This window comes from Streptococcus parasanguinis CC87K (assembly GCF_000507765.1).
Lineage (GTDB): Bacteria > Bacillota > Bacilli > Lactobacillales > Streptococcaceae > Streptococcus > Streptococcus parasanguinis_J.
Genome location: NZ_KI669401.1, coordinates 807,085 through 830,741, shown reverse-complemented (window position 1 = coordinate 830,741; position 23,657 = coordinate 807,085). Strand labels below are relative to the sequence as shown.

Below are 23,657 nucleotides of genomic sequence, written 5' to 3'. Positions count from 1 at the left end.
GTTGTAGGCTCTTGAGTCGTAGTGGTTGTAGTTGTAGTTGGTTTATTTGATGTGTTGACCACTTTAATCACGTTGTCATCATCAATTTTCTCAACTTTAGAAGTGTAACCTTCTGGAGTGTTTGTTTCTACTACTGAATATTCAATTGCCTTACCGTCTTTGATACCTGGCAAATTCGTAAATGCTGCTTTCCAGCCAGAAGCTTTTGTAAGAGTTTGTGTTAACCCATCCAAGGCTTTGCCGTCCGCATACAATTGAACAGTAATATCTTTACGGTCAGCTTCCTCATCACCAACCCATTCTTTTTGAACAGTGACAGTTTTGTCCCCGCTCACCCAGAATTTCAATTCAGTGTTGTTCCAGAAGGCTGGGTCAGTTTGAGGTGTTGTGATTTCATCAGCTGTCAATGTAGCATTGTTGTCAACGCGAATGGTTGTCTTAGGAATTAATGTTTGGTATTCAACGATCAATTCATCGCTTGATGCTGTTTTAAAGACATCACTGACATCTGATAAATTCACGGTAAATCCATTGCCGTCCGCATCGAATTTCACATGTTTCCAGAAGTCCCAACCAGAAGCCACCACTTGTCCACCTTTTCTTAAAGTGAAGGATGGTTTCAAGTAAGTTCCTACAAAGAATTCATTTGCAGCGTGGTTTGCAGCTGGAGCAAAAGTGATTTTTGAGTAATCTACAGCTGGAGCTTGGATTTTATCTGACACAACAGGGTTTGTGATGGCTTGTTTCTTACCATCTCCGTTGATACGGATGAACCATTTTGTCAGATAGTAGTCATCTCCAACTTTCATCCATGCATAGTTTTCAGATGCATCTAATTTGAATTCCTTAGCTACAAAGTCACCAGTAAGGTTGTATTTATTTAAGACAGATTCAAATACTCCAGGACCATCAGGACGTGTGATAACAACGGATTCAGATCCAACCTTAGAAGTGGCAGTTTTGTTACCAGGATTTCCTGGTGTGCTATCCCATTCTGCTTTGTATGAGAATCCACCCTTCACATTTTGGTTCATGGACTCGATTGCTTTTTTAAAGGTAAAAGTAATCTTTTTGTTTGTCATCGAAATGGTTGCGACTTCAGCTCCATTAGCTTGGAGTGATTGTGTTGCGATTTCAGTGATATTGACACCTTCTGGAGCATCAATGGTAAATGTATCACCGTCTTTAACTGATTTACCAGTTAAATCCCAGTCAAATGAAAAGGTAACCTTTTGTCCATTTGTTTGGGCCTTTAAGTTGGTGACGGTTGGTGAAACAGTGGCCGCGCTTACGGGTTTGATCACAGACAAGCCCAAGGCTACCACACCGATGATAGCTACAAATGCAACTATCTTTTTATAAAGAGATTTCAATTGGCCTCATTTCCTTTCTTCTGCCTGCCCTTTCCGAGGCTTTTCTATATAGTGATATATCCTAAAATAGAAAGGCTTCTAATTTCTACTCCATGAAACCAGCTGCCTCAGTTTAGGATAGATCGATGAATTATATGCTCCTCTTTATGCATTAAAAGAAAACAAACCCACCGACAAAATCAGCTCAAACCCTCTAACTACGTTTGTTTAGATAGAAAAACAAGGGAAATGACAAGCGTCATAATGTTAAAGTGATAATAAACGTTGCAAATTTTAACAGAATAATCATCCCATTGCATATTTAAAAGATTATTATCATCATTATTATATTCTTTTAGTATGATAAGTCAAGTTAAATGCAACAAAAATAATGAAAAATGTTGATTTTGGTTTTTGTATAAGTCGACCTTTTATTTCCCGCCATTTTAGCCTTTCATGTTATAATATTCAGATAAGAAAAAGAGGAGACCAAAAGCTAGATGATCACTTCAAAATACGATTGGCAGTTAGCTTCGCCAAGTGCAGATGAGGCCTTTTTAGCCCTTGCCAAAAAAGCAGGCCTAGAAGCGTCCGTAGCAACCTTGCTGTATGAGCGTGGCATTCAAACCAAAGAGGATTTAGAAGACTTTTTAGAACCCAAACTAGAGAAGCTACATGACCCTTATTTGCTCCATGATATGGACAAGGCAGTGGGGCGCATCCGACGGGCCATCGAAGATTATGAGCAGATCCTCATCTACGGAGACTATGATGCGGACGGGATGACATCGGCCTCCATTATGAAGGAAACCTTGGAGCAGATGGGTGCAGAGGTGCAAGTCTACCTACCCAACCGCTTCACAGACGGCTATGGTCCCAATGAGAGTGTCTACAACTACTTTATCGAGCAGCAAGGCATTTCCCTGATTGTCACGGTGGACAATGGTGTGGCGGGCAATCAAGCCATTGCCATGGCTCAAGCAATGGGGGTTGATGTTATCGTGACGGACCACCACTCGATGCCAGAGGACTTGCCGGATGCTTATGCGATCATCCATCCGGAGCATCCAGATGCGGATTATCCCTTCCATTATCTAGCAGGATGTGGTGTGGCCTTTAAGTTGGCCTGTGCCCTCCTAGAGGAAGTACCAGTCGATCTCTTAGACCTGGTAGCAATTGGGACCATTGCTGACATGGTCAGCCTGACAGATGAGAATCGGATTCTGGTCAAATACGGCCTGGGTGTTCTCCAACATACCCAGCGCATGGGCTTGCAGGAACTCTTGGAGATCGCAGGGATTCGTCCGGAGGATATCAATGAAGAAACAGTTGGTTTTCAGATTGCTCCTCGTCTCAATGCCCTTGGACGCCTCGATGATCCCAATCCGGCCATTGAACTCCTGACAGGATTTGACGATGAAGAGGCGCACGAGATTGCCCTCATGATTCATCAAAAGAATGAAGAACGTAAAGAAATTGTCCAAAGCATCTATGACGAAGCTAAAACTATGGTCGATCCGAGCTTGTCCGCCCAAGTCTTGGCCAAGGAAGGCTGGAATCCAGGGGTCCTTGGTATTGTAGCTGGCCGTCTATTAGAAGAGCTTCATCAGCCAGTAGTTGTTTTAAGCATCGAAGATGGGCGTGCTAAAGGAAGCGCTCGGAGTCCTGAGTCGGTCAATATCTTTGATGCCCTCGCTCCCCACCGGTCGCTCTTTGTCGCCTTTGGCGGGCATGCCGGTGCAGCAGGGATGACCTTAGATGTGGACCAACTCCCTTCCTTGTCTCAGGCCCTTACGGATTATATTCGAGAGCAAGAGATTGATCTCAGTAGCAAGTCCACCTTAGCCATCGACGAGGAACTGCATTTAACTGAACTAACGCTTGAGACTCTGAAAAGCTTTGAACGCTTGAGTCCTTTTGGAATGGACAATAAAAAGCCTGTCTTTTTGGTCCGTAATTTCAAGGTAGAAGGGGCGCGCTCGATGGGAGCTGGCAATACTCACTTGAAACTCAAAATTTCTCAAGAAGATGCGACCTTTGAGGTGGTTGCCTTTGGCTTGGGAAGCTTAGAAACAGAGTTTGCCCAGGCGCAAGACTTAGAGCTAGCCGTTCAATTATCTGTCAACCAATGGAATGGCCAAACAACCCTTCAGCTCATGCTGGTCGATGCGCGTGTGGACGGCGTCCAGCTCTTTAATATCCGCTCCAAAAATGCCAGCCTCCCCGCAGGTGTTCCTGTACTTGATTTTACCAAAGAACTGCCTGATCTAGCAGGAGCAACTGCTGTAGTGGTTGGAAATATCCCTGAGGATATAGAGCAACTGCGTCACATCTTTCAAGAGCATGATTTCCAAGCTGTGTATTTCAAAAATGAAATTGCTAAAGCCTACTATCTGACAGGCTACGGTAGCAGGGACCAGTATGCTAAGCTCTATAAAACCATCTACCAATACCCAGAGTTCGATGTCCGCTACAAACTGAAAGACCTAGCTACCTATCTCAAGATCGAGCAGATCCTCTTGGTTAAAATGATCCAGATCTTCCAAGAATTGGGCTTTGTGACCATTGAAAATGGCATCATGAAGGTCAATAAAGCAGCAGAAAAACGGGAAATCGCAGAAAGCACCATCTACCAAAATCTCAAACAAACGGTGAAAGAGCAGGAATTAATGGCCCTTGGAACCGTTCGCGAAATCTATGACTATCTGACAGAACAGGCCTCATGAAAAAACGTCTAAAAATTACTCTCTGCCTAATTCCCATCCTACTTTTTGCTCTTTATTGGTTTGAAATCTATCTAAGCCTCAAAAATCCTATGGAGGAGATCGCTTACTCTGAAAATGGTGGGCTGATGCGCTATGTGATGTTTAAGCCCTATACAGAAACGATAGGGAACGATGGTATTTGGAAAGAAAACGAGGATTTTCAGACCTACCCCTATTCTAAAGGAATTGTCGATGCTAACGAAGAACTGTCCGTGATGATGTTTAGAGGAACTCCCAACTGGACCTATATGTATGATTTTAAATTGGAAAAAGGTGTGACACTTGGTTTTATATTTAAATACAACTCATCCAAAAAGTTGTTTTTCCAGAAAGAGGTCTACCTTTCTAAAGAAGATACTACCTACGAGGGCCAACAACTCCTTGAGCAACTTGCCACCTATGGCAAAGACCGCACTTGGTTGAAAAACCAAAGTAAGAAGGTCGCCGAGCAATATATCCTGGGTACTTGGTTTAAAAACGGAAGCTCCCGTTATTCCCTGAAAAACTTGGGGGATATGAAAATCGAGTACAACAAATTAATAGAAGGACAGTAAAAGGTTCTTCTAACAATTATTATGAAAGTGGGACAGAAATCGGTAATTCGTTAGAATTCGATTTCGTCGTCCCACCTCCGCACAGTTGAGTAGGGCTGTAAAAGCTGATGAAATCAGCGTAGTAGAGCCCACTCAACAACTGCGTCTTGCTCGACAATCCAAAGACAATTGAGAGGCTAGGACTTTTGTCCCAGCCTCATTTTGCTGTTACTGCAGGTATGGGAAAATGATTTGGCAAAAAATGATGCAAGTTAGTAGAATTCATGATATAATGGAATGTAAAAAATTTTTTATGAAAGAAAGTTAACCATGAATTTAAAAGATTACATTGCAAGCATTGAAAACTATCCACAAGAAGGAATTACCTTCCGTGATATCAGCCCTTTGATGGCAGATGGTAATGCTTATAGTTATGCGATTCGTGAAATCGTTCAATACGCAACGGATAAGAAAATCGACATGATCGTTGGTCCTGAAGCGCGTGGGTTCATCGTTGGATGTCCGGTAGCTTTTGAGCTCGGTATTGGTTTTGCGCCTGTTCGTAAGCCTGGTAAATTGCCACGTGAAGTTATTTCTGCTGACTACGAAAAAGAATACGGTGTGGATACCCTCTGCATGCACGCAGATGCCATCAAACCAGGTCAACGCGTCCTTATCGTTGATGACCTTTTGGCGACTGGTGGTACGGTGAAAGCAACCATCGAAATGATCGAAAAACTCGGTGGGATCGTTGCAGGGTGTGCCTTCTTGATCGAGTTGGATGAATTGAAAGGTCGCGAAGCGATCGGCGATTACGACTACAAAGGTTTGATGCATTACTGATATAGTCTAATACTATAACTGGATACAGAAAAACCATAATTGAAAACTATAAGCTCCTATCATATAATGTTAGTTAAGAACTTGCACGATGGGAGCTTTTTATGCCAATTACACTAGATAAAAAATTACCTGCAGTAGATATTCTTCGTTCAGAAAATATTTTTGTCATGGATGATGTTCGAGCAACTCACCAGGATATTCGTCCTATAAATGTTCTGATTTTGAATCTCATGCCGACTAAGGAAGCAACTGAGACTCAACTGCTACGCCTCCTGGCCAATACGCCCTTGCAGATCAATGTAGATTTCCTCTATATGACTAGCCATGAGTCTAAGAATACAGCGGCCGAGCATATGGAGAGCTTCTACAAGACCTTTGAGGATATCAAGGATAATTACTATGACGGCTTGATTGTGACGGGGGCGCCTGTCGAAAAGATGGACTTTGAGGAAGTGGACTACTGGGAAGAGTTGACCCAGGTCTTTGAATGGTCTAAACGGCATGTCTTTTCTACCTTGCACCTTTGTTGGGGAGCCCAGGCTGGATTGTATCACCGTTACGGGATTCAAAAAGTAGAGCTCTGTGACAAGCTATCGGGCATCTATGACCAAGCAGTGGTGCGTCCCGAAAGTCTGCTCATGAGAGGATTTGACGATCGCTTCCTTGCCCCTCATTCTCGCTATACGGATATTCCTTTGAAGGAAGTCCTTGAAAAGAGCAATCTTCAAGTGATCGCTCAAGGGAATGAAGTTGGGCTTTCCATCATTGCCAGTCCAGACATGCGTGAGGTCTATAGCTTTGGCCATCTGGAGTATGATCGCGATACGCTGGCAAAAGAATACCACCGAGATGTCAAGGCAGGCTTGGATCCGGACGTTCCCGAGAATTATTTTGATGGGGATGACGCTAATACAGAGCCTCGCATTCGTTGGAATCTAGCTGCGACGACTTTCTTTAGTAATTGGATCAACTATGCGGTTTATCAAGAAACACCTTACCGCTTGGAAGAATTGGAAAAAGATATTTCATTTTATGGTTACCTATAAAGGGGAATTATGACATATTCACAAGCATTTAAGTATGGCAACTTGGTTCTTCCAAGTGCCTTGCTTTTTCATTATCATGAGTTGTTTGACCAAGCAGATGATTACTTGGTTTGGCAGTTTTTCTTCCTTCAAAATACGACTGGCCAAGAGGCCTTATCACCTAATCAGATTGCTAGTCATCTAGGAAAAACGGTGACAGAGGTCAATCGGATTATGTCCAATTTGACTACCAAGGGACTCCTTCAATACCGGACCATTGAGCTCAATGGCGAGATTGAAGCCATCTTTGATGCGACCATTGCTCTGGAGCGCTTGGATGAGATTTTAGAATCCCAATTACAAGGGAAGGCACAGAGCGCGCCTGCAAAGGGAAATGTCATCAAGGACTTGGTGGAAACCTTCCAACAAGAACTGGGACGACTCTTGACGCCTTTTGAGATTGAAGACTTGACCAAGACTGTGCGCGAGGATCAGACAGATCCAGATGTGATCAAGGCAGCCTTACGAGAAGCTGTCTTTAACGGCAAGCCTCATTGGAAATATATCCAAGCCATTTTACGCAACTGGCGCAGTGAAGGCATCAACAGTCTAGCCCAAGTAGAGGCGAAACTACAAGAACGCGAGCAAGCCAACCCACGCAATGTGACCGTTTCAGACGATTTCTTGAAGGCCATGGATTTGTGGAAGGATTAAAAAAACTAGCACTTTATAAAAGTGCTAGCTGCAGATGGAAGGTAAAGTCTTCCTAGAAACTTTCCTTATGTGAGTACGGACGTCAGCGAACTTCGGAGAAGTTCCATGACTTAGTTTTGAGCCTAAGGTCTCAAAACTCCCGAGTGCCTGAAACAATAGTGTTTCAGGCACTTTTCTCACGGCGGAAAGTTTTTAGTTTATACTTGAATAGTTTTAAAAATAAGACATTATTTTTACTGAAAAAAATAGGTTCTTAATTGAAAAAATAATTTTTAACCATTCAAAAAACTAGTACTCATAAAGTGCTAGTTTTTTCCTTTATAAATAGTCCGCATAGGCTTTTTCTAGTTTACTAAGGAGTTCTTGTTTTTCCTCGTCACTGGCAAAGGAAGCCTGGATGGCATGGACATTGTGTTTATAAAAGTCAGTTTCCTTGGTTTGGAAGTGCTGATGGTAGAGGGCATATTCCTTGGTGAGGTCGGTATCAGATACAGTCCGGTTATCGGTATTGATACTGATCCGAGCTCCGGCTGCCTTCATCTTCAAATAAGGGAAATCTTCTATAGTCGGCGCTGCTTTTGTCTGTAGGTTGCTGGTCAAGCAGAGTTCACCAGTGACCCCATTGTCAATAAAGGATTGAAGTAAGGCTGGTTCATGAGATAGAGCCGTAACGTGGCCATTGCGTTTGATGCCAAATGCAATCGATTGGGCAACAAAGTGTGGGCAATGACACTCACCTGCATGAAGCGTCATGGGCCGATGGTAACTCTTGACTTGCTCAATTAGGGGTCGAATATCTTCTGGAGAGTAGTTGTGCTCATCCCCGGCAAAGTCAAAACCAACAAAATCTTGATCGCTAACTTGGTTGGCTTCTGCTAGAATGCGAGAGGTGACTTCTTGATCGGACTGGCGCATGCCACAGACTAAGGCTTTTGCAACAATGCCAAATTCATCCTGGGCTTGGCGCAGTCCTTCACAGACTGCATCGATGGTTTCTGGGACATTGAGTCCTTGATCCATGGATAATTCTGGGGCAAAGCGGACCTCGATGTAGACGACATTTTCGAGAGCAGCTTGCTTGGCCACATCGTAAGCAGCAAGCGTCAAGGCTTCCTTAGTTTGGAGGAGGGGCCGAATGTAGTCAAAGGCCTCCAAATAGTCCAAAAGATTCTCACAGTGGGCAGGCGCAGTGACATGGTGCTTGAGCTCCTCATCGCTAGCAGGTAGGTCAATATTGGCCATAGCTGCCAACTGGCGAATGATTGGAAGCGACAAGGAACCGTCTAAGTGACAGTGAAGTTCTGTCTTTGCCAAACTATGAAAATCGATCGTGGACATGGTTTTCTCCTTAAAATTGTATTTTTTCTATACTATCATTTTGACAAAAAAAGTCAAGTAGCCTTCGCGTAGCAGATCTTTGAAAGGAAGCCCGAGATTTGATATGCTAAGAGTAGCTTAGAAAAAAGGAGAAATGAGATGTCAGACTATCAATTACCAGAAGTATGGGAAGTACCGAGTCAAATGGGAGGAGCCTGGGGTGGCTTGAACCAACCAACAGCAGGTGCCCGCTTTGAACAAACTCTTCCAAAAGGTGACCAGCCTTTCCAACTCTATACCCTTCCAACACCCAATGGGATCAAGGCCACCATTATGCTGGAGGAATTGAAAGAGCTGGGTGTGGATGCAGGCTATGACGCTTATCGGATCAAGATTGGTGAGGGAGATCAGTTTGGTAGTGACTTTGTAGCCATCAATCCTAACTCGAAAATTCCGGCCATGTTAGATCAATCAGGCGATCAAGACATTCGTGTCTTTGAATCAGCTAATATCCTCCTGTATCTAGCCGAGAAATTTGGCAAATTAATCCCGACTGATCGGGCTAAACGGACAGAAGTGCTCAACTGGCTCTTCTGGCAGACAGGGGCTGCACCTTTCCTAGGGGGAGGCTTTGGTCATTTCTTCCACTATGCACCTGAAAAAATCGAGTATGCTATCAACCGTTTTGCCATGGAAGCCAAACGGCAATTGGACCTATTGGACAAGGAACTGGCCACTAAACCTTATATCGCAGGAGATGACTATACCATTGCAGATATCGCCATCTGGTCTTGGTATGGCCGTCTAGCCCAAGACAAGGTCTGGGACCGTGCAGGAATTTTCTTAGATGTGAAGGAATATAAGCATCTGCAAGCTTGGACAGAGAAAATTGCCAATCGCCCAGCAGTGCAACGAGGCTTGGAAGTAGACTATAAGGAAATTGACTAAAGTCTAATATCGGCTTGTTGAGGATGATAGCGAGAGTTTCCGCCGTGAGTATAGCACATGAAACGTATAAGTTTCATGTGCCCGGAAGTTTTGAGACATTAGACTCAAAACTTAGTCATGGAACTTTGAAGAAGTTCGCTGACGTCCGGACTCACCTAAGGAAAGTCTAAAGTAATACCTTTCCATAATAGACAAGGCGCCGTTGCGCCTTTTTTTAATGGTGCAAACATGGTATACTAAAGGGTGGAATAAAAGTATAGAAAGTAGCACATGGAATTTACAAAATTATCAAATCGATTGGACTTGGTGGCTAGCTTCGTCCCAGCTGGAGCTCGTCTGTTGGACGTGGGGAGTGACCATGCTTATCTGCCAATCGCCCTCTTACAAGAAGGCAAGATTGAGGCTGCTATTGCTGGTGAAGTGGTAGAGGGGCCTTATCAATCTGCCCTCCAAAATGTCGCCGATAATGGTTTAGAGGACAAGATTGAGGTCCGTCTGGCCAATGGCTTGGCTGCCTTTGAACCAACAGATTGCATTTCCTGTATTACCATTGCTGGCATGGGCGGACGCTTGATTGCTGATATCCTAGCGGCAGGTCTTGATAAATTAGCCAATGTCTCTCGCTTGGTCCTCCAGCCCAATAATCGGGAAGATGAACTGCGGGCTTGGTTAGTAGATCATGATTTCCGCATTATCGATGAAGCTATCTTGGAAGAAAATGAGAAGTTCTATGAAATCCTCGTGGTGGAACACGGTTCTCAAAAGCTGACAGCCAAGGAACTACGCTTTGGTCCCAATTTGATGCGGGAACAAGCTCCAGCCTTTGTCCAAAAGTGGTTCAAGGAAGTGGAGAAATTAGCCTTTGCCTTGGAGCAGGTACCAGTTGAGAATCAATCTGCCAGAGCATCGTTAGAAGAGCGCATCGCACACATCAAGGAGGTCCTACATGTTAGCAAGTGAAGTCATCAAACGTTATGAAGCCTACTGTCCTCAGGAACTATCCATGGAGGGAGATGTCCGTGGGCTACAGGTCGGTACGCTGCAAAAAGACATCAAGAAGGTCATGGTGGCCTTAGATATCCGTGAGCAGACGGTGGCAGAAGCAATCGCTCATGGGGTGGACTTGATCATCGTCAAGCACGCGCCCATTTTCCGTCCCATCAAGGATTTGGTAGCCGATCGGGCCCAAAATCAGATTTATATCGATTTGATCAAGCATGATATCGCAGTCTACGTCAGCCATACTAATATTGACATTGTCCCAGATGGTCTCAACGATTGGTTCTGCCAGCTCTTGGACATTGAAGATACAGAACCCCTCAGTATGACGGGAGAAGGGCTCGGAATTGGTCGCATCGGTCGGGTAGCTACTCAAACCTTTGGCCAGTTGGCTCAAAAGGTCAAAGAAACCTTTGGCTTAGATGCTTTGCGCTTAGTTCATTATGACCAAGCGGATTTGGATCGGGTCATTGAGCGTGTTGCTATCTGTGGAGGAAGTGGCCAGTCCTTTTACAAGGATGCTCTCACCAAGGGAGCAGAGGTCTATATCACAGGAGATATCTACTACCACACGGCTCAGGACATGTTGAGCGATGGGCTCTTGGCCATAGACCCAGGGCACCATATCGAAGTTCTTTTTGTGTCAAAACTAGTAGAAAAGCTCAATCAGTGGAAGGCTGAGGAAGCGTGGGAGATTGAAGTGATTGGCAGTCAAGCCAGCACCAATCCTTTTTATCATATCTAAGGGGTCATGATGAAAGTTGCCATTATTGGTGCAGGGATCGTGGGATCCACTGCAGCCTATTATTTATCCAAAGAAGCACAGGTGGATGTGACCGTCTATGACCATGGTGTCGGTCAAGCAACCAAGGCAGCGGCAGGCATTATTAGCCCTTGGTTTTCCAAACGGCGAAACAAGGCCTGGTATCGCCTGGCTCGTCTGGGGGCTGATTTCTACCAAGAATTGGTAGAAGACCTGGCCAAGGACGGAATTAAAACAGATTTTTACCAGCAGACCGGCGTCTATCTCCTCAAGAAAAATGAGGAAAAATTAGACGAACTCTATCAGTTGGCACTGAGCCGTCGGGAAGAATCTCCCTTGATTGGAGACTTGGCGATTTTGACCAAAGAAGAAGTCAGTGAGCAATTCCCAGGTCTACAAGGCTTTGAGAAGCTCCTTTATGCATCAGGTGGTGCTCATGTAGAGGGAGCCCTTCTCACGGAAACCCTTCTTCAGGCAAGTGAGGCAAGAGTGATCAAGGAAGAGGCTGCTCTCTCAGTTTCAAGTGATGGTTATCAGATTGCAGGAGAATGCTATGACCAAGTCATCCTGGCAACAGGAGCCTGGTTGGGGCAAATCCTCGAACCACTTGGCTACCAAGTTGATGTCCGTCCGCAAAAGGGGCAATTGCGGGATTATCAGCTAGACTTAGTTACCGATGACTATCCCGTGGTCATGCCAGAAGGAGAGCTGGATATCATTCCCTTCCAAAATGGAAAGATCAGTATGGGAGCCACCCATGAAAATGAGATGGGCTTTGACCTGACGGTGGATCAAGCTCTGCTAAATCAGATGGAAATAGAAGCCTTGGCCTACTATCCAGAACTAGCTCAAGCCGAAGTTATCGGGGAGCGCGTGGGAACCCGTGCCTACACCAGTGACTTTTCACCATTTTGGGGAGTTGTTCCTGATCAAGCAGGCCTCTATGTCGCCAGTGGACTTGGTTCGTCTGGCCTCACAACAGGTCCCCTCATTGGTTGGCACCTGGCCCAACTCGTGGTAGGAGGAAACCTGCGCTTAGATCCAGCGGATTATCCAGTTGAACAATATGTGAAGAAGTAGGCTGGGACAAAAGTCCTAGCCTCTCAATTATTTTTGGATTGTCGATCAAGACGCAGTGGTTGAGTGGGCTCTACTACGCTGATTTCATCAGCTTTTACAGCCCTACTCAACTTTGCGGAGGTGGGACGACGAAATCGAATTCTAACGAATGACCGATTTCTGTCCCACTCTCTTTTTTTCGAAAGACCTTCCGTAATTTGGCTAAAAATAATAGAATAGAACAAGTGAATCATCAAGAATATGGGAGTTGCTTTGAATTGGTTTCAATCACAATCCGGGGTCTTACAGGCCTTTCTCGCAGGATTGTTTACATGGGGCTGTACCATTGTAGGCTCAGCCATCGTCTTTTTCTTCAAGCATATTAGTCGCAAGTTACTGGACATCATGATGGGCTTTGCGGCAGGGGTTATGATCGCGGCTTCGTTTTGGTCACTCTTGCAACCCTCGATTGAGTATGCGGAAACCTCTTATGGGAGCCTGGCTTGGCTGCCGGCAGCTATTGGTTTTTTAGCTGGAGGATTTTTCCTCCGTTTGATAGATGCCATCGTCCCTCACCTTCATATGAGTAAGGAGATTGAGGATGCTGAGAGTATCCATACGCCGCGGGAGAAGAAGTTGTCTAAAACGACTCTACTCTTTCTCGCCATTACCATCCACAATTTCCCAGAAGGCTTAGCGGTCGGAGTGGCCTTTGGAGCTCTGGCTAGCAATCCAAGTCCAGAAGCCTTTATCGGGGCGGTTGGTTTGGCCATTGGGATTAGCTTGCAAAATATCCCAGAAGGGGCAGCTCTTTCCATTCCAATCCGGACAGATGGAAAATCCCGTCTCAATGCCTTTTATTGGGGATCCATGTCCGCTATCGTCGAGCCCATCGGAGCTCTGCTAGGAGCAGTAGCTGTCTTGTCCATGACGGCCATCTTGCCTTACGCCCTTTCTTTTGCGGCAGGTGCGATGATCTTCGTGGTGGTTGAAGAGTTGATCCCAGACTCCCAGACCAATGGCAATACAGACGTAGCGACCCTGGGCCTCATGGTTGGCTTTGTCATTATGATGATCCTAGACGTCGCTTTGGGATAAGGAACTGAAAAGGAGAGCATCAGGACAAGCTCTTTTTTTGATTGCTGTTATTGTCTTTGAGAAAAAAGATAGTCAGATACAGCTCAAAGGGTTCTTCATTAGTAAGGAGTATCGTCTTATGGTAAAAATCAAGTTTATAAAGAAAAGCAAAAGGATGTTGGTCATCGCCTTGGCTCTCCTTATGGTAATTGGGATTTCTTTGTTTTATGTGACTAAAAAATTAGAGGAAAAGCAACGCAATAGAGAGTACGAAGCCAACCTCATAAATACCTTGAAGAATTCTTACGAAGTAATTGAGGAGATTGAAATTAAGAACCCATCATACAGCTCCATTCCGTCAGATGCATGGGGAGCAGATGTAAAATTCACATTTTCTGATGGGAGTTCCAAGGAACATGTGCTAGCTTATGATAAAGATGCGAAAAAAATTAAGATAGGGGTCTATCATAATGAAGATGAAGAATTTCAGAGCTTTATGGATTCTAGGAGAGGCACGACCAAATCGGGAGTAAAGGTAAGGTTTTCAGACGGCTCAGTCAAGGAGCAGTAATCTATTTGAATCATGAGTAAAACCAATGCTAAAAATTCTACAACACTCATCTTCTGTCATCACCTTGTAACACAAATGCAAGGTGACTTTTTTATATAAACATGATAAAATAAAGGTAATGACTACGTAGAAAGGCCTACCATTATGAAAGGTATTATTTTAGCAGGGGGCTCAGGAACTCGCTTGTATCCATTGACACGTGCGGCTTCTAAACAATTGATGCCCATTTATGACAAACCAATGATCTACTATCCGCTGTCAACCCTTATGTTGGCTGGGATCAAAGATATCCTGATCATCTCAACACCTCAAGACCTTCCTCGTTTTGAAGAGCTTCTTGGAGATGGTTCTGAACTAGGAATTTCTCTCTCTTATGCAGAGCAACCAAGTCCAGATGGTTTGGCGCAAGCCTTCATTATCGGGGAAGACTTTATCGGTGACGATCATGTTGCCCTCATCCTTGGGGACAATATCTTCCACGGAAATGGCTTAACCAAGATGTTGCAACGGGCAGAAGCGAAAGAAAAAGGAGCGACTGTCTTTGGTTACCAAGTTAAAGATCCAGAACGCTTTGGTGTGGTAGAGTTTGACGCGGATATGAACGCTATCTCTATCGAAGAAAAGCCAGAACATCCAAAATCGAACTTTGCAGTGACAGGACTTTACTTCTATGACAATGATGTGGTAGAAATTGCCAAAAACATCAAACCAAGTCCTCGTGGCGAGCTTGAAATCACCGATGTCAACAAGGCTTATTTGGAGCGTGGAGATCTCTCTGTTGAGCTCATGGGCCGTGGTTTTGCCTGGTTGGATACTGGAACTCACGAAAGCCTCTTGCAAGCATCTCAATATATCGAAACTGTTCAACGCTTGCAAAATGTCCAAGTGGCTAACCTTGAGGAAATTGCCTATCGCATGGGTTATATCACCAAAGAACAAGTCCATGAATTAGCGCAATCATTGAAGAAAAACGAATACGGACAATACTTGCTCCGTTTGATTGGAGAAGCATAATGACGGAACAATTTTTTGATAAAGAATTAGCAGCCCGCAAAATTGAAGCCATCCCAGGCTTGATGGAGTTTGATATTCCAGTGCGCGGGGATAACCGTGGTTGGTTTAAAGAAAACTTCCAAAAAGAGAAAATGCTTCCCCTTGGATTCCCTGAAAGCTTCTTTGCAGAAGGCAAGTTGCAAAACAATATTTCATTCTCTCGTAAGAATGTTTTGCGTGGTTTGCATGCAGAGCCTTGGGACAAGTACATCTCTGTAGCAGATGAAGGAAAGGTTCTTGGCACTTGGGTAGACCTTCGTGAAGGCGATAGCTTTGGGAATACCTACCAAACAGTGATCGATGCTTCAAAAGGCATCTTCGTCCCTCGTGGTGTTGCCAATGGCTTCCAAGTTTTGACAGACAAAGTTGCCTATACTTACTTAGTCAATGACTACTGGGCATTGGAACTCAAACCAAAATATGCTTTTGTCAACTATGCAGACCCAAGCCTAGACATCCAATGGGAAAACTTGGAAGAAGCAGAAGTCTCAGAAGCAGACAAGAACCACCCATTGCTCAAAGACGTCAAACCCCTAAAAGCAGAAGATTTGTAAAATATAAATCTTAAAACAATCAAGAACATCATTATATAGTTTTTAGCTTTGCTATAAACGAGCGAAGCGAGCTATGTACTTAGCTTTCCGCCGTGAGAAAAGCACCTGAACTACTTTTGTTTCAGGTGCTCGGAAGTTTTGATACACTAGGCTCAAAACTTAGTCATGGAACTTCGAAGAAGTTCGCTGACGTCCGTACTCACATAAGGAAAGCTAAAAAAAAGATTGATTTAAGGAATAATCAAAACTAAAAATTATTTGGAGAAAAAATGTCAGAATATAAACATATCATCGTAACCGGTGGAGCTGGTTTCATCGGTTCAAACTTCGTCCACTATGTATACAACAACCATCCAGACGTGCATGTGACTGTCCTTGATAAACTTACTTATGCTGGTAACCGTGCCAATATCGAAGAAATCCTTGGAGATCGTGTCGAGTTGGTGGTGGGAGACATCGCTGATGCTGCATTAGTTGATAAATTGGCTGCTAAGGCTGATGCCATCGTTCACTATGCGGCTGAAAGCCACAATGATAACTCCCTCAAAGATCCATCTCCATTTATCTACACAAACTTTGTTGGGACTTATACACTCTTGGAAGCAGCTCGTAAATACGACATTCGTTTCCACCACGTGTCAACAGACGAAGTGTATGGAGACCTTCCATTGCGCGAAGATCTTCCTGGACATGGGGAAGGTCCTGGTGAAAAATTCACTGCTGAAACCAAATACAACCCATCATCACCTTATTCATCAACCAAGGCTGCTTCTGACTTGATTGTGAAAGCTTGGGTACGTTCATTTGGTGTCAAAGCAACGATTTCAAACTGTTCAAACAACTATGGTCCATACCAACACATCGAGAAGTTCATCCCACGTCAAATCACCAATATCTTGTCTGGTATCAAACCAAAACTTTATGGTGAAGGCAAGAACGTCCGTGACTGGATCCACACCAACGACCACTCAACTGGTGTTTGGGCTATCCTCACTAAAGGCCGTATCGGTGAAACTTACCTGATCGGTGCCGATGGTGAAAAGAACAACAAGGAAGTGCTTGAATTGATCCTTGAAAAAATGGGACAACCAAAAGATGCCTACGACCGTGTAACAGACCGTGCTGGTCACGATTTGCGTTACGCTATTGATTCAACCAAATTGCGTGAAGAATTGGGTTGGGAACCACAATTCACCAACTTCGAAGCAGGTTTGGAAGAAACCATCAAGTGGTACACAGACCACCAAGACTGGTGGAAAGCTGAAAAAGAAGCTGTCGAAGCCAACTATGCGAAGACACAAGAAGTTTTGAAATAAGGAAGAAAGTCCAAGTAGAAAATTGCTTGGACTTTTTCTTTTATTTTCTGAAAATGAGTGATTGCCTTTTCATGTATGGTATAATAGGATCAGTTTGAAAACAATCATCGATTAGGAGGAATAGATGAATCAAAAAGATTGGGTTGACTATTTTGAAGCACTCCATAACCGTAAGCCGAGTCTGCAAGAGTTTCAAAATGCACGAGCGAATGGTGAGTTTGTAGTGGAACGAAAAGAGACCGTTCCTGAAGCACCAGTTCCATCAGCGGTAGCCTCACGAGAGAAAAGTGAGCAGGTTCAAATGCCGTCACAAGTGGAGTCAGGGTATGAGACTCTAGCTATCAAACGCTTTAGTGTGAAATGGAATAAGCAGACCAAATGGGCTTTATCAGGTGTGGGAATACTAGCTGTTATTGTACTGGCTTATTTCTTTTTCTTCCAACCGACTCCAAGTTTGGAAGGAATTTGGGTTGGACCTGCTGATTCAACAGCAGTGGTTTATGAGTTAAATCAAGAAGATCCACGATCGTATGGTAAGTATAAGATTGAGAAAGTTTACAAAGGTAATGAAGCAAAACAAGAGTTTCAGAAAGCTTTAAACCAGTTAAACTACTCCAAGCTGAAAAACTTAGCAGATGTTGATAGAAAATTTGACCTCCACACGAGGGAAGTTATCATCATTAAAGACGAGCATGGGCTTGTTTATAATCTACTCCAAAGCAATGGGACCAATGTGATTTTAGCCAATGACTTGATGGATTTGGTTACCTATAGTGATCATTCAGAAAGCTTTAAGAAGAATGCTATTTTTCACAAGACAGAAATTCCTAAAGTGCTAGTTGGGAAATGGAAAATTGAGCGTTCTTATCATGATGAAACCAATTATCTTGAATTAAATGCTCGTGGTATTCTTACTTATAGTGAATTTGATAGTAGCGAAGGTACGGCTTTTTATAGCCTAGAAGAGCTCCAAAAGATGCCTTCAACTAAGTTTGAACAAGAAAAGACAGCTGACAAAGTGAAAGAGATATATGAAGATCTTCAAGATGCGGTCGATTCTCAAGATTACCAGCTAACTAGTATGAAAGACGTGTACAAGCAACTAGGATCTGATTTTTATTATGTCCCTGTAAATGGAGGGAAGACAGTCCTAGTTTTCACAGAAGACTATCATTTAGTTGAAAAATTGGAAAAAGTGAAATAAATCAGAAGGGCCGAAAGGTCCTTTTTTCTTTTAATCATGAATTTCCTAAAAAAGCTCTGAACTCGCTGATTTGTGGTATAATATGATTAGTTTTTTTAATGAATCAATAAGGGGGATATGATGAATCAAAAAGATTGGGTTGAATACTTTGAAGCGGTCAATGGTCGCAAGCCAAGTATGCAAGAATTTCAAGAAGCGCGTGAAAAAGGGGAGTTTGTCGTAGAGCGAAAAGAAGCGTCGACTCCAACAACTGAGGCACCAGCTTCGGTAGCTGAATCGCAGGCTCCAGCCCAAGAAGCACCTGTTGCACCTAGCGCACCTCTTTCACAAGGGCAGACAGCTGTTGTCCAACCGCAGCCATCAGCGAAAACTTTGCAACCTGTTCCAAGACCGAAAAAATTGACATTTTCTTTCAATAAGCAAACCAAAATTGGGGTCGCAGTTGCGGGACTTGTCGCAGTAATTGCTCTTGCTTGGTTCTTTTTCTTTTCAGGTGGACCAAGTCTAGATGGGGTTTGGTTGAGAAATACGGATTCTAGTCCGGTCACTTATGAACTAAGTGGAAAGAAACAAAAAGTCAATGGTGGCGAGACCATCAAAAAGGTTCTCAAAGGCAATGAAGCGAAAAAAGAATTTAATACAGCACTTTCTTTGTTAAATGCGACGGACTTGCATTCACTTGCGGATGTCGATAAGAAATTTAACCTGAAGACGACAGAAATAGTTGTTATTAAGTCTGGTGGGAACACACGCTATAACTTGCTCCAAAAAGACGGAAGCAATATTATTTTAAGAAATGATTTATTCGACTTGAAAACTTATAAATCATACAAAGGAAACTTTGAAGATAATTTGGTCTATCACAAGGTTGAAACACCAAAGGCCATGGTTGGAAAATGGAAGAATGTGACAGAAGGAGATAATACAACTGTTCAGATTTCAGATCATGGAATTATTAGTGATAAGTATTACGATAGCAAGGCTTACGCATTCTATTCTCTAGCTGATCAAGAAAAGTATGATGGAGACACGACTTCTAAAGAAGAGATCGAACACACATTTGAAGTAATTCAAGAAGCGGTGAAATCAGAAGGCTATCAAGTGAAGAGCGCTAAGGAAGTCTATATACAAGCTAATTCAAATTATTGTTTCGTACCTGTCAACGGTGGAAAAAACATACTCGTCTTACGTGGTGGTAATGAATTTGCCGCAAAATTAGAAAAAGTAAAATAATGAAAGGACCGCAAGGTCCTTTTTGTTTCCAAACTTCTTAATGAAAAACTATTCATGTCTAGGCAAAAATATGGTAAAATGGATAAGATGTGTCTGAGATGACTATTTCTTCTCAGACGACTACAGGTAATGGAGTAGAAAATGCAAAATAGACCTATTATTATTGGTGTTACTGGTGGTTCTGGTGGTGGAAAGACCAGTGTGTCTCGTGCCATTTTGGCTAATTTTCCGAATGAAAAGATTGCCATGATTGAGCATGATTCTTATTACAAGGACCAAAGTCATTTGACCTTTGAGGAGCGGATCAAGACCAACTATGACCATCCTTTTGCCTTTGATACGGACTTGATGATTGCGCAGATCAATGAACTCTTGGCAGGTCGTCCAGTGGATATCCCAACCTATGACTATGCAGAGCATACACGCAGCAGCAAGACCTATCGTCAGGAACCTCAAGATGTCTTTATCGTGGAAGGGATCTTGGTCCTTGAAGACAAGCGCCTTCGAGACTTGATGGATATCAAGATCTTTGTGGATACGGATGATGATGTTCGGATCATTCGCCGGATCAAGCGCGATATGGAGGAGCGTGGCCGGAGTCTCGATAGTGTCATTGAGCAATACCTTGGTGTGGTAAAACCGATGTACCACCAGTTCATTGAGCCTACCAAGCGCTATGCGGATGTGATTATTCCTGAGGGCGTGACCAATACAGTTGCGATTGACTTGATCACAACCAAGATTGAGAAAATCCTCAACGAGGCGCGTGAGGGAAAATAAAGATAGGGAGAAAGAGGACAATCGATCTCCATCGTTTATCATTAGTTGGAATAATTGAATGTCGCAGTAGTTGGTGAGACTCTTCATTCGCTAAAAGACTCGAAAGAGTTCTCAATCAACTTCGCGGGAGTGGTACCAGAAATGTTATGTAACATTTGTACCACTCCCTCTTTTTCCTAGGGAGAATGGAAATGAAAAGGGAGTTTCATTCGCGGACCAAGGCGTTCGCTTGTTTATTGACCATGTGTGCTGGTTTTTCAGATGCTTATACCTTTATTTGTCGGGGTGGGACCTTGGCGGCAGGCCAGACGGGAAATGTGGTTTTTCTATCGGTTGGTTTGATCGGCCAGCAGATCTCAGATGTAGAAGTGAAGTTAGCCACGATGCTGGCCTTTATGCTGGGGATCTTTTTAATGACGGTCTTGCGTCGCTTGATTGATAATTCAGTCTGGCGCTTGAGTACCCTAGTGCCCTATATCCTCACAACTTTGGTGACGGGATTTTTGCCAGCATCGGTAAAAAATGTCTTCATCGTGCCTTTTTTTGGCCTGAGTTTAGGAATCGTAGCGACCTCATTTGGAGAAGTAGGTAGCTATGCCTACAACCACTCTTTTATGACCGGAAATCTCAAGAAAACCATGGTAGCTTATGGAAATTTTGTTAGAGACAGGGAGATGAAATTCCTCTGGGAAGCCATCTTTATGACCTGCCTGATCGGGAGTTTCGTCTGTGGGGCCATTTTTTCGACCTACTTGATCCAGTTTTATGGATTAGAGACCATCTGGCTGGTATCCATTATCTTGACTATCTTTTTAATCTATCGTGCCATTCAGTATTTTGAAGTCTTTCACTTCAATCGGCGACATGAATAGATAAAATAATTTTTAGAAGAATGAGTTAAATGATTCTGCAAAGAAATAAAACTGAGATTTCATTTTTAAAATGAATCAAGAATATATTGAAACTTTCCGCCGTGAGAAAAGTGCTAGAAACAAAATTGTTTCTAGCACTCGGAATTATTGAGACCTTAGGCTCAATAATTAGTCATGGAACTTCTTTGAAGTTCGCTGACGTCCGTCCTCACCTAAGGAAAGTTTCTAAGATAATTTTATCTATATTCCAGAGGCTGGGACAAAAGTCCTAGCCTCTCAATTGTTTTTGGATTGTCGAGCAAGACGCAGTGGTTGAGTGGGCTCTACTACGCTGATTTCATCAGCTTTTACAGTCCTACTCAACTGTGCGGAGGTGGGATAACGAAATCGAATTCTAACGAATGACTGATTTCTGTCCCACTCTCTTTTCTTTCGCTGTTTGAAGCTTAATTTTTGGGCAAAGATTTGGTATAATGGAAGGTATGAAACATTCGGAAAAAGAATCACAATACCAGCTCTTGCTGGCTCAGTTAGACGCTCTCTTAACAGGAGAAAGCAATGCCTTGGCTAATCTGTCCAATGCCAGTGCGCTCTTAAATCAAGCCCTGCCTCGTTCGGTCTTTGCAGGCTTTTATTTGTATGACCAAACGGAATTGATCTTGGGACCTTTTCAGGGAGGTGTTTCTTGTGTCCATATCGCACTTGGAAAGGGTGTCTGTGGAGAAGCAGCTCAAAAGCAGGAAACCATGATTGTTGAAGATGTGCGCCAGCATGCCAACTATATTTCCTGTGATAGCCGGGCTATGAGTGAGATTGTGGTGCCTATGGTCAAGGACGGTCATCTCCTTGGGGTTTTAGACCTGGATTCGGAGTGTGTCTCTGACTATGATCAGCTGGATCAAGAGTATTTGGAAAAGTTTGTCGCTCTCTTGATCGAAAAGACAAACTGGGACTTTAAGATGTTTGGGGTTAAGAACTAATGTATCAAGCTTTATATCGGAAATACCGTAGCCAGACCTTTGGCCAATTGGTCGGCCAGCAAGTGGTGGCACGGACATTGAGACAGGCCGTCGAGCAGGACAAGATCAGCCATGCTTATCTCTTTTCGGGTCCTCGTGGAACTGGGAAAACCAGTGTGGCCAAGATCTTTGCTAAGGCCATGAACTGTCCCAATCAAGTCAATGGGGAGCCGTGTAACAACTGCTATATCTGTGAATCCATTACCAATGGGAGTCTTGAAGATGTTATCGAGATCGATGCAGCCTCTAACAATGGGGTCGATGAAATTCGCGATATTCGCGACAAGTCGACCTATGCTCCAAGTCTAGCCAAGCACAAAGTCTACATTATCGATGAGGTCCACATGCTCTCGACAGGGGCCTTTAATGCCTTGTTGAAGACGCTGGAAGAGCCGACGGAAAATGTGGTTTTTATCCTCGCAACGACAGAATTGCACAAAATTCCTGCGACCATTCTGTCACGGGTGCAACGTTTTGAATTCAAATCCATCAAACTGCCAGATATTTTCCAGCATTTGGAAAATATCCTAGCTACTGAAGGGATTGCCTATGAAGCAGATGCTGTCCAGATCATCGCCCGGCGCGCTGAAGGTGGGATGCGGGATGCTTTGTCCATTTTGGACCAAGCCCTGAGTCTAACTGCAGGTAGTGAGTTGACGACAGCAATCGCTGAAGAGATTACGGGCTCAATCAGCCTAGCTGCGCTCGATCAGTACGTAGCTGCCATCCTGGCTCATGATGCGACAGCGGCGCTGGATCAGCTGGCGATTATCTTTGATAACGGGAAGAATATGGCCCGCTTTGTCACGGACTTACTTCAATACCTGAGAGATCTCTTGATTGTCCAGACAGGTGGAGAAAATACCCACAATAGTGACTTGTTTGCCGTTAATCTTGAAGCCGATCAAGCCCGTCTTTTTGCCCTGATTGACCAGGCGACGACCAGTCTAGCGGATATCAAAAATAGTCTGCAACCGCGCATCTACACTGAAATGATGACCATTAAATTGGCTGAAAGCACAGGCCAAGTTTCTAACTCAGCTACTGTGGAGGTTCCTTCCAATCTGCTAGCTCAGCTGGAAGATTTGAAGAAGGAAGTCGCTCAACTCAAGCAACAGTTAGCGCAATCAGGTAGCAGTCTTCCTGCTTCAAAACCAGCAGTAGCTCGTCCAACCAAGTCGAGCAAGGGCTACCGTGCAGATCGAAACAAGGTCAATGCCATTTTACAAGAGGCGGTTGAAAACCCAGAGTTGGCACGGACCAACTTGATCCGTCTTCAGAACGCTTGGGGGGAAATCATCGAGAGCTTGGCAGGTGCGGATAAAGCCCTCTTAATCGGATCCCAGCCGGTCGCTGCCAATGAAAATCACGCTATTTTAGCCTTTGAGTCTGCCTTTAATGCTGAACAGACCATGAAGCGGGACAACCTCAATACCATGTTTGGAAATATCCTCAGTAATGCTGCCGGTTTCTCGCCAGAGATTTTAGCGGTTTCGATGGAAGAATGGACTCAAATTCGGGCTGAGTTTTCGGCTAAGGCGCGTGGGCAAAAAGCGGAAGTGGTGGAAGAAGAGGAAAGTGTCATCCCTGAGGAATTTCACTTTTTATCCGATAAAATCACCCTGCAAGACGATTAATACATGAATTTTTTACTGAATCA

22 protein-coding genes are annotated in these 23,657 nt (G+C 43.8%); 20 read left to right on the top strand and 2 right to left on the bottom strand.

Annotated elements, in window-relative coordinates; translation table 11 throughout:
* On the bottom strand, positions 1-1,373 hold a 1,373-nt coding region (locus tag HMPREF1195_RS04085; protein ID WP_023918521.1), incomplete at its 3' end, for a Cna B-type domain-containing protein.
* 479 nt (positions 1,374-1,852) lie between these two features.
* Here HMPREF1195_RS04085 and recJ point away from each other — a divergent pair.
* The 5 genes from recJ (at position 1,853) to HMPREF1195_RS04060 (ending at position 7,232) form a co-directional block, all read left to right on the top strand.
* Complete coding sequence (gene recJ / locus HMPREF1195_RS04080; RefSeq protein ID WP_023918519.1) at positions 1,853-4,078, top strand: single-stranded-DNA-specific exonuclease RecJ; 2,226 nt, start codon at positions 1,853-1,855, stop codon at positions 4,076-4,078.
* Entirely contained in the window at positions 4,075-4,671 is a 597-nt protein-coding gene (locus HMPREF1195_RS04075; protein ID WP_023918517.1) for a TipC family immunity protein, read from the top strand. The genes recJ and HMPREF1195_RS04075 overlap by 4 nt, the downstream gene beginning before the upstream one ends.
* A 309-nt stretch (positions 4,672-4,980) precedes the next feature.
* On the top strand, positions 4,981-5,493 hold the full coding sequence (locus HMPREF1195_RS04070; RefSeq protein ID WP_023918515.1) for an adenine phosphoribosyltransferase: 513 nt from the start codon (positions 4,981-4,983) through the stop codon (positions 5,491-5,493).
* Positions 5,494-5,594: 101 nt separating this feature from the next.
* Entirely contained in the window at positions 5,595-6,539 is a 945-nt protein-coding gene (gene metA / locus HMPREF1195_RS04065; RefSeq protein WP_023918513.1) for a homoserine O-acetyltransferase MetA, read from the top strand.
* 9 nt (positions 6,540-6,548) lie between these two features.
* Positions 6,549-7,232, top strand: coding sequence for a DnaD domain-containing protein (locus HMPREF1195_RS04060; RefSeq protein ID WP_023918511.1), 684 nt, complete (start codon positions 6,549-6,551; stop codon positions 7,230-7,232).
* A gap of 318 nt (positions 7,233-7,550) precedes the next feature.
* On the opposite strand, the gene add is transcribed toward HMPREF1195_RS04060, so the two are convergent.
* Positions 7,551-8,570, bottom strand: a complete 1,020-nt coding sequence (gene add, locus HMPREF1195_RS04055; RefSeq protein ID WP_023918509.1) for an adenosine deaminase — start codon at positions 8,568-8,570, stop codon at positions 7,551-7,553.
* Positions 8,571-8,708: 138 nt separating this feature from the next.
* Between add and yghU the strand changes: the two genes are divergently transcribed.
* The 15 genes from yghU (at position 8,709) to dnaX (ending at position 23,634) form a co-directional block, all read left to right on the top strand.
* Positions 8,709-9,497, top strand: coding sequence for a glutathione-dependent disulfide-bond oxidoreductase (yghU, locus tag HMPREF1195_RS04050; RefSeq protein WP_023918507.1), 789 nt, complete (start codon positions 8,709-8,711; stop codon positions 9,495-9,497).
* Between the two features lie 270 nt (positions 9,498-9,767).
* Positions 9,768-10,457 (top strand): tRNA (adenine(22)-N(1))-methyltransferase, encoded by a 690-nt coding sequence (locus HMPREF1195_RS04045; RefSeq protein WP_023918505.1) that lies wholly within the window; start codon positions 9,768-9,770, stop codon positions 10,455-10,457.
* Positions 10,444-11,241 carry a Nif3-like dinuclear metal center hexameric protein gene (locus HMPREF1195_RS04040; protein ID WP_023918503.1) on the top strand — a complete coding sequence of 266 codons (798 nt, stop codon included), beginning with the start codon at positions 10,444-10,446 and terminating at the stop codon, positions 11,239-11,241. Before HMPREF1195_RS04045 ends, HMPREF1195_RS04040 begins: the two co-directional genes overlap by 14 nt.
* A gap of 6 nt (positions 11,242-11,247) precedes the next feature.
* Complete coding sequence (locus tag HMPREF1195_RS04035; protein WP_037599357.1) at positions 11,248-12,339, top strand: NAD(P)/FAD-dependent oxidoreductase; 1,092 nt, start codon at positions 11,248-11,250, stop codon at positions 12,337-12,339.
* Between the two features lie 252 nt (positions 12,340-12,591).
* On the top strand, positions 12,592-13,416 hold the full coding sequence (locus HMPREF1195_RS04030; protein WP_023918499.1) for a ZIP family metal transporter: 825 nt from the start codon (positions 12,592-12,594) through the stop codon (positions 13,414-13,416).
* A 118-nt stretch (positions 13,417-13,534) separates the two neighbouring features.
* Complete coding sequence (locus tag HMPREF1195_RS04025; RefSeq protein WP_023918497.1) at positions 13,535-13,966, top strand: hypothetical protein; 432 nt, start codon at positions 13,535-13,537, stop codon at positions 13,964-13,966.
* A gap of 144 nt (positions 13,967-14,110) precedes the next feature.
* Positions 14,111-14,980 (top strand): glucose-1-phosphate thymidylyltransferase RfbA, encoded by an 870-nt coding sequence (rfbA, locus tag HMPREF1195_RS04020; RefSeq protein ID WP_003002772.1) that lies wholly within the window; start codon positions 14,111-14,113, stop codon positions 14,978-14,980.
* Positions 14,980-15,573 carry a dTDP-4-dehydrorhamnose 3,5-epimerase family protein gene (locus HMPREF1195_RS04015; protein WP_023918495.1) on the top strand — a complete coding sequence of 198 codons (594 nt, stop codon included), beginning with the start codon at positions 14,980-14,982 and terminating at the stop codon, positions 15,571-15,573. Before rfbA ends, HMPREF1195_RS04015 begins: the two co-directional genes overlap by 1 nt.
* A 269-nt stretch (positions 15,574-15,842) precedes the next feature.
* Positions 15,843-16,889 carry a dTDP-glucose 4,6-dehydratase gene (rfbB, locus tag HMPREF1195_RS04010; protein WP_023918493.1) on the top strand — a complete coding sequence of 349 codons (1,047 nt, stop codon included), beginning with the start codon at positions 15,843-15,845 and terminating at the stop codon, positions 16,887-16,889.
* A 124-nt stretch (positions 16,890-17,013) separates the two neighbouring features.
* Positions 17,014-18,093 carry a hypothetical protein gene (locus tag HMPREF1195_RS04005; RefSeq protein ID WP_023918491.1) on the top strand — a complete coding sequence of 360 codons (1,080 nt, stop codon included), beginning with the start codon at positions 17,014-17,016 and terminating at the stop codon, positions 18,091-18,093.
* 120 nt (positions 18,094-18,213) lie between these two features.
* Entirely contained in the window at positions 18,214-19,326 is a 1,113-nt protein-coding gene (locus tag HMPREF1195_RS04000) for a hypothetical protein (protein WP_023918490.1), read from the top strand.
* A gap of 141 nt (positions 19,327-19,467) precedes the next feature.
* Positions 19,468-20,106: a uridine kinase gene (udk, locus tag HMPREF1195_RS03995; RefSeq protein WP_003007856.1), complete on the top strand. Its 639-nt coding sequence runs from the start codon at positions 19,468-19,470 to the stop codon at positions 20,104-20,106.
* 191 nt (positions 20,107-20,297) lie between these two features.
* On the top strand, positions 20,298-20,978 hold the full coding sequence (locus HMPREF1195_RS03990; RefSeq protein WP_023918488.1) for a YoaK family protein: 681 nt from the start codon (positions 20,298-20,300) through the stop codon (positions 20,976-20,978).
* A gap of 482 nt (positions 20,979-21,460) precedes the next feature.
* Positions 21,461-21,958, top strand: coding sequence for a GAF domain-containing protein (locus HMPREF1195_RS03985; protein WP_023918486.1), 498 nt, complete (start codon positions 21,461-21,463; stop codon positions 21,956-21,958).
* Positions 21,958-23,634: a DNA polymerase III subunit gamma/tau gene (gene dnaX, locus HMPREF1195_RS03980; RefSeq protein WP_023918484.1), complete on the top strand. Its 1,677-nt coding sequence runs from the start codon at positions 21,958-21,960 to the stop codon at positions 23,632-23,634. Before HMPREF1195_RS03985 ends, dnaX begins: the two co-directional genes overlap by 1 nt.
* Positions 23,635-23,657: the final 23 nt, after the last annotated feature.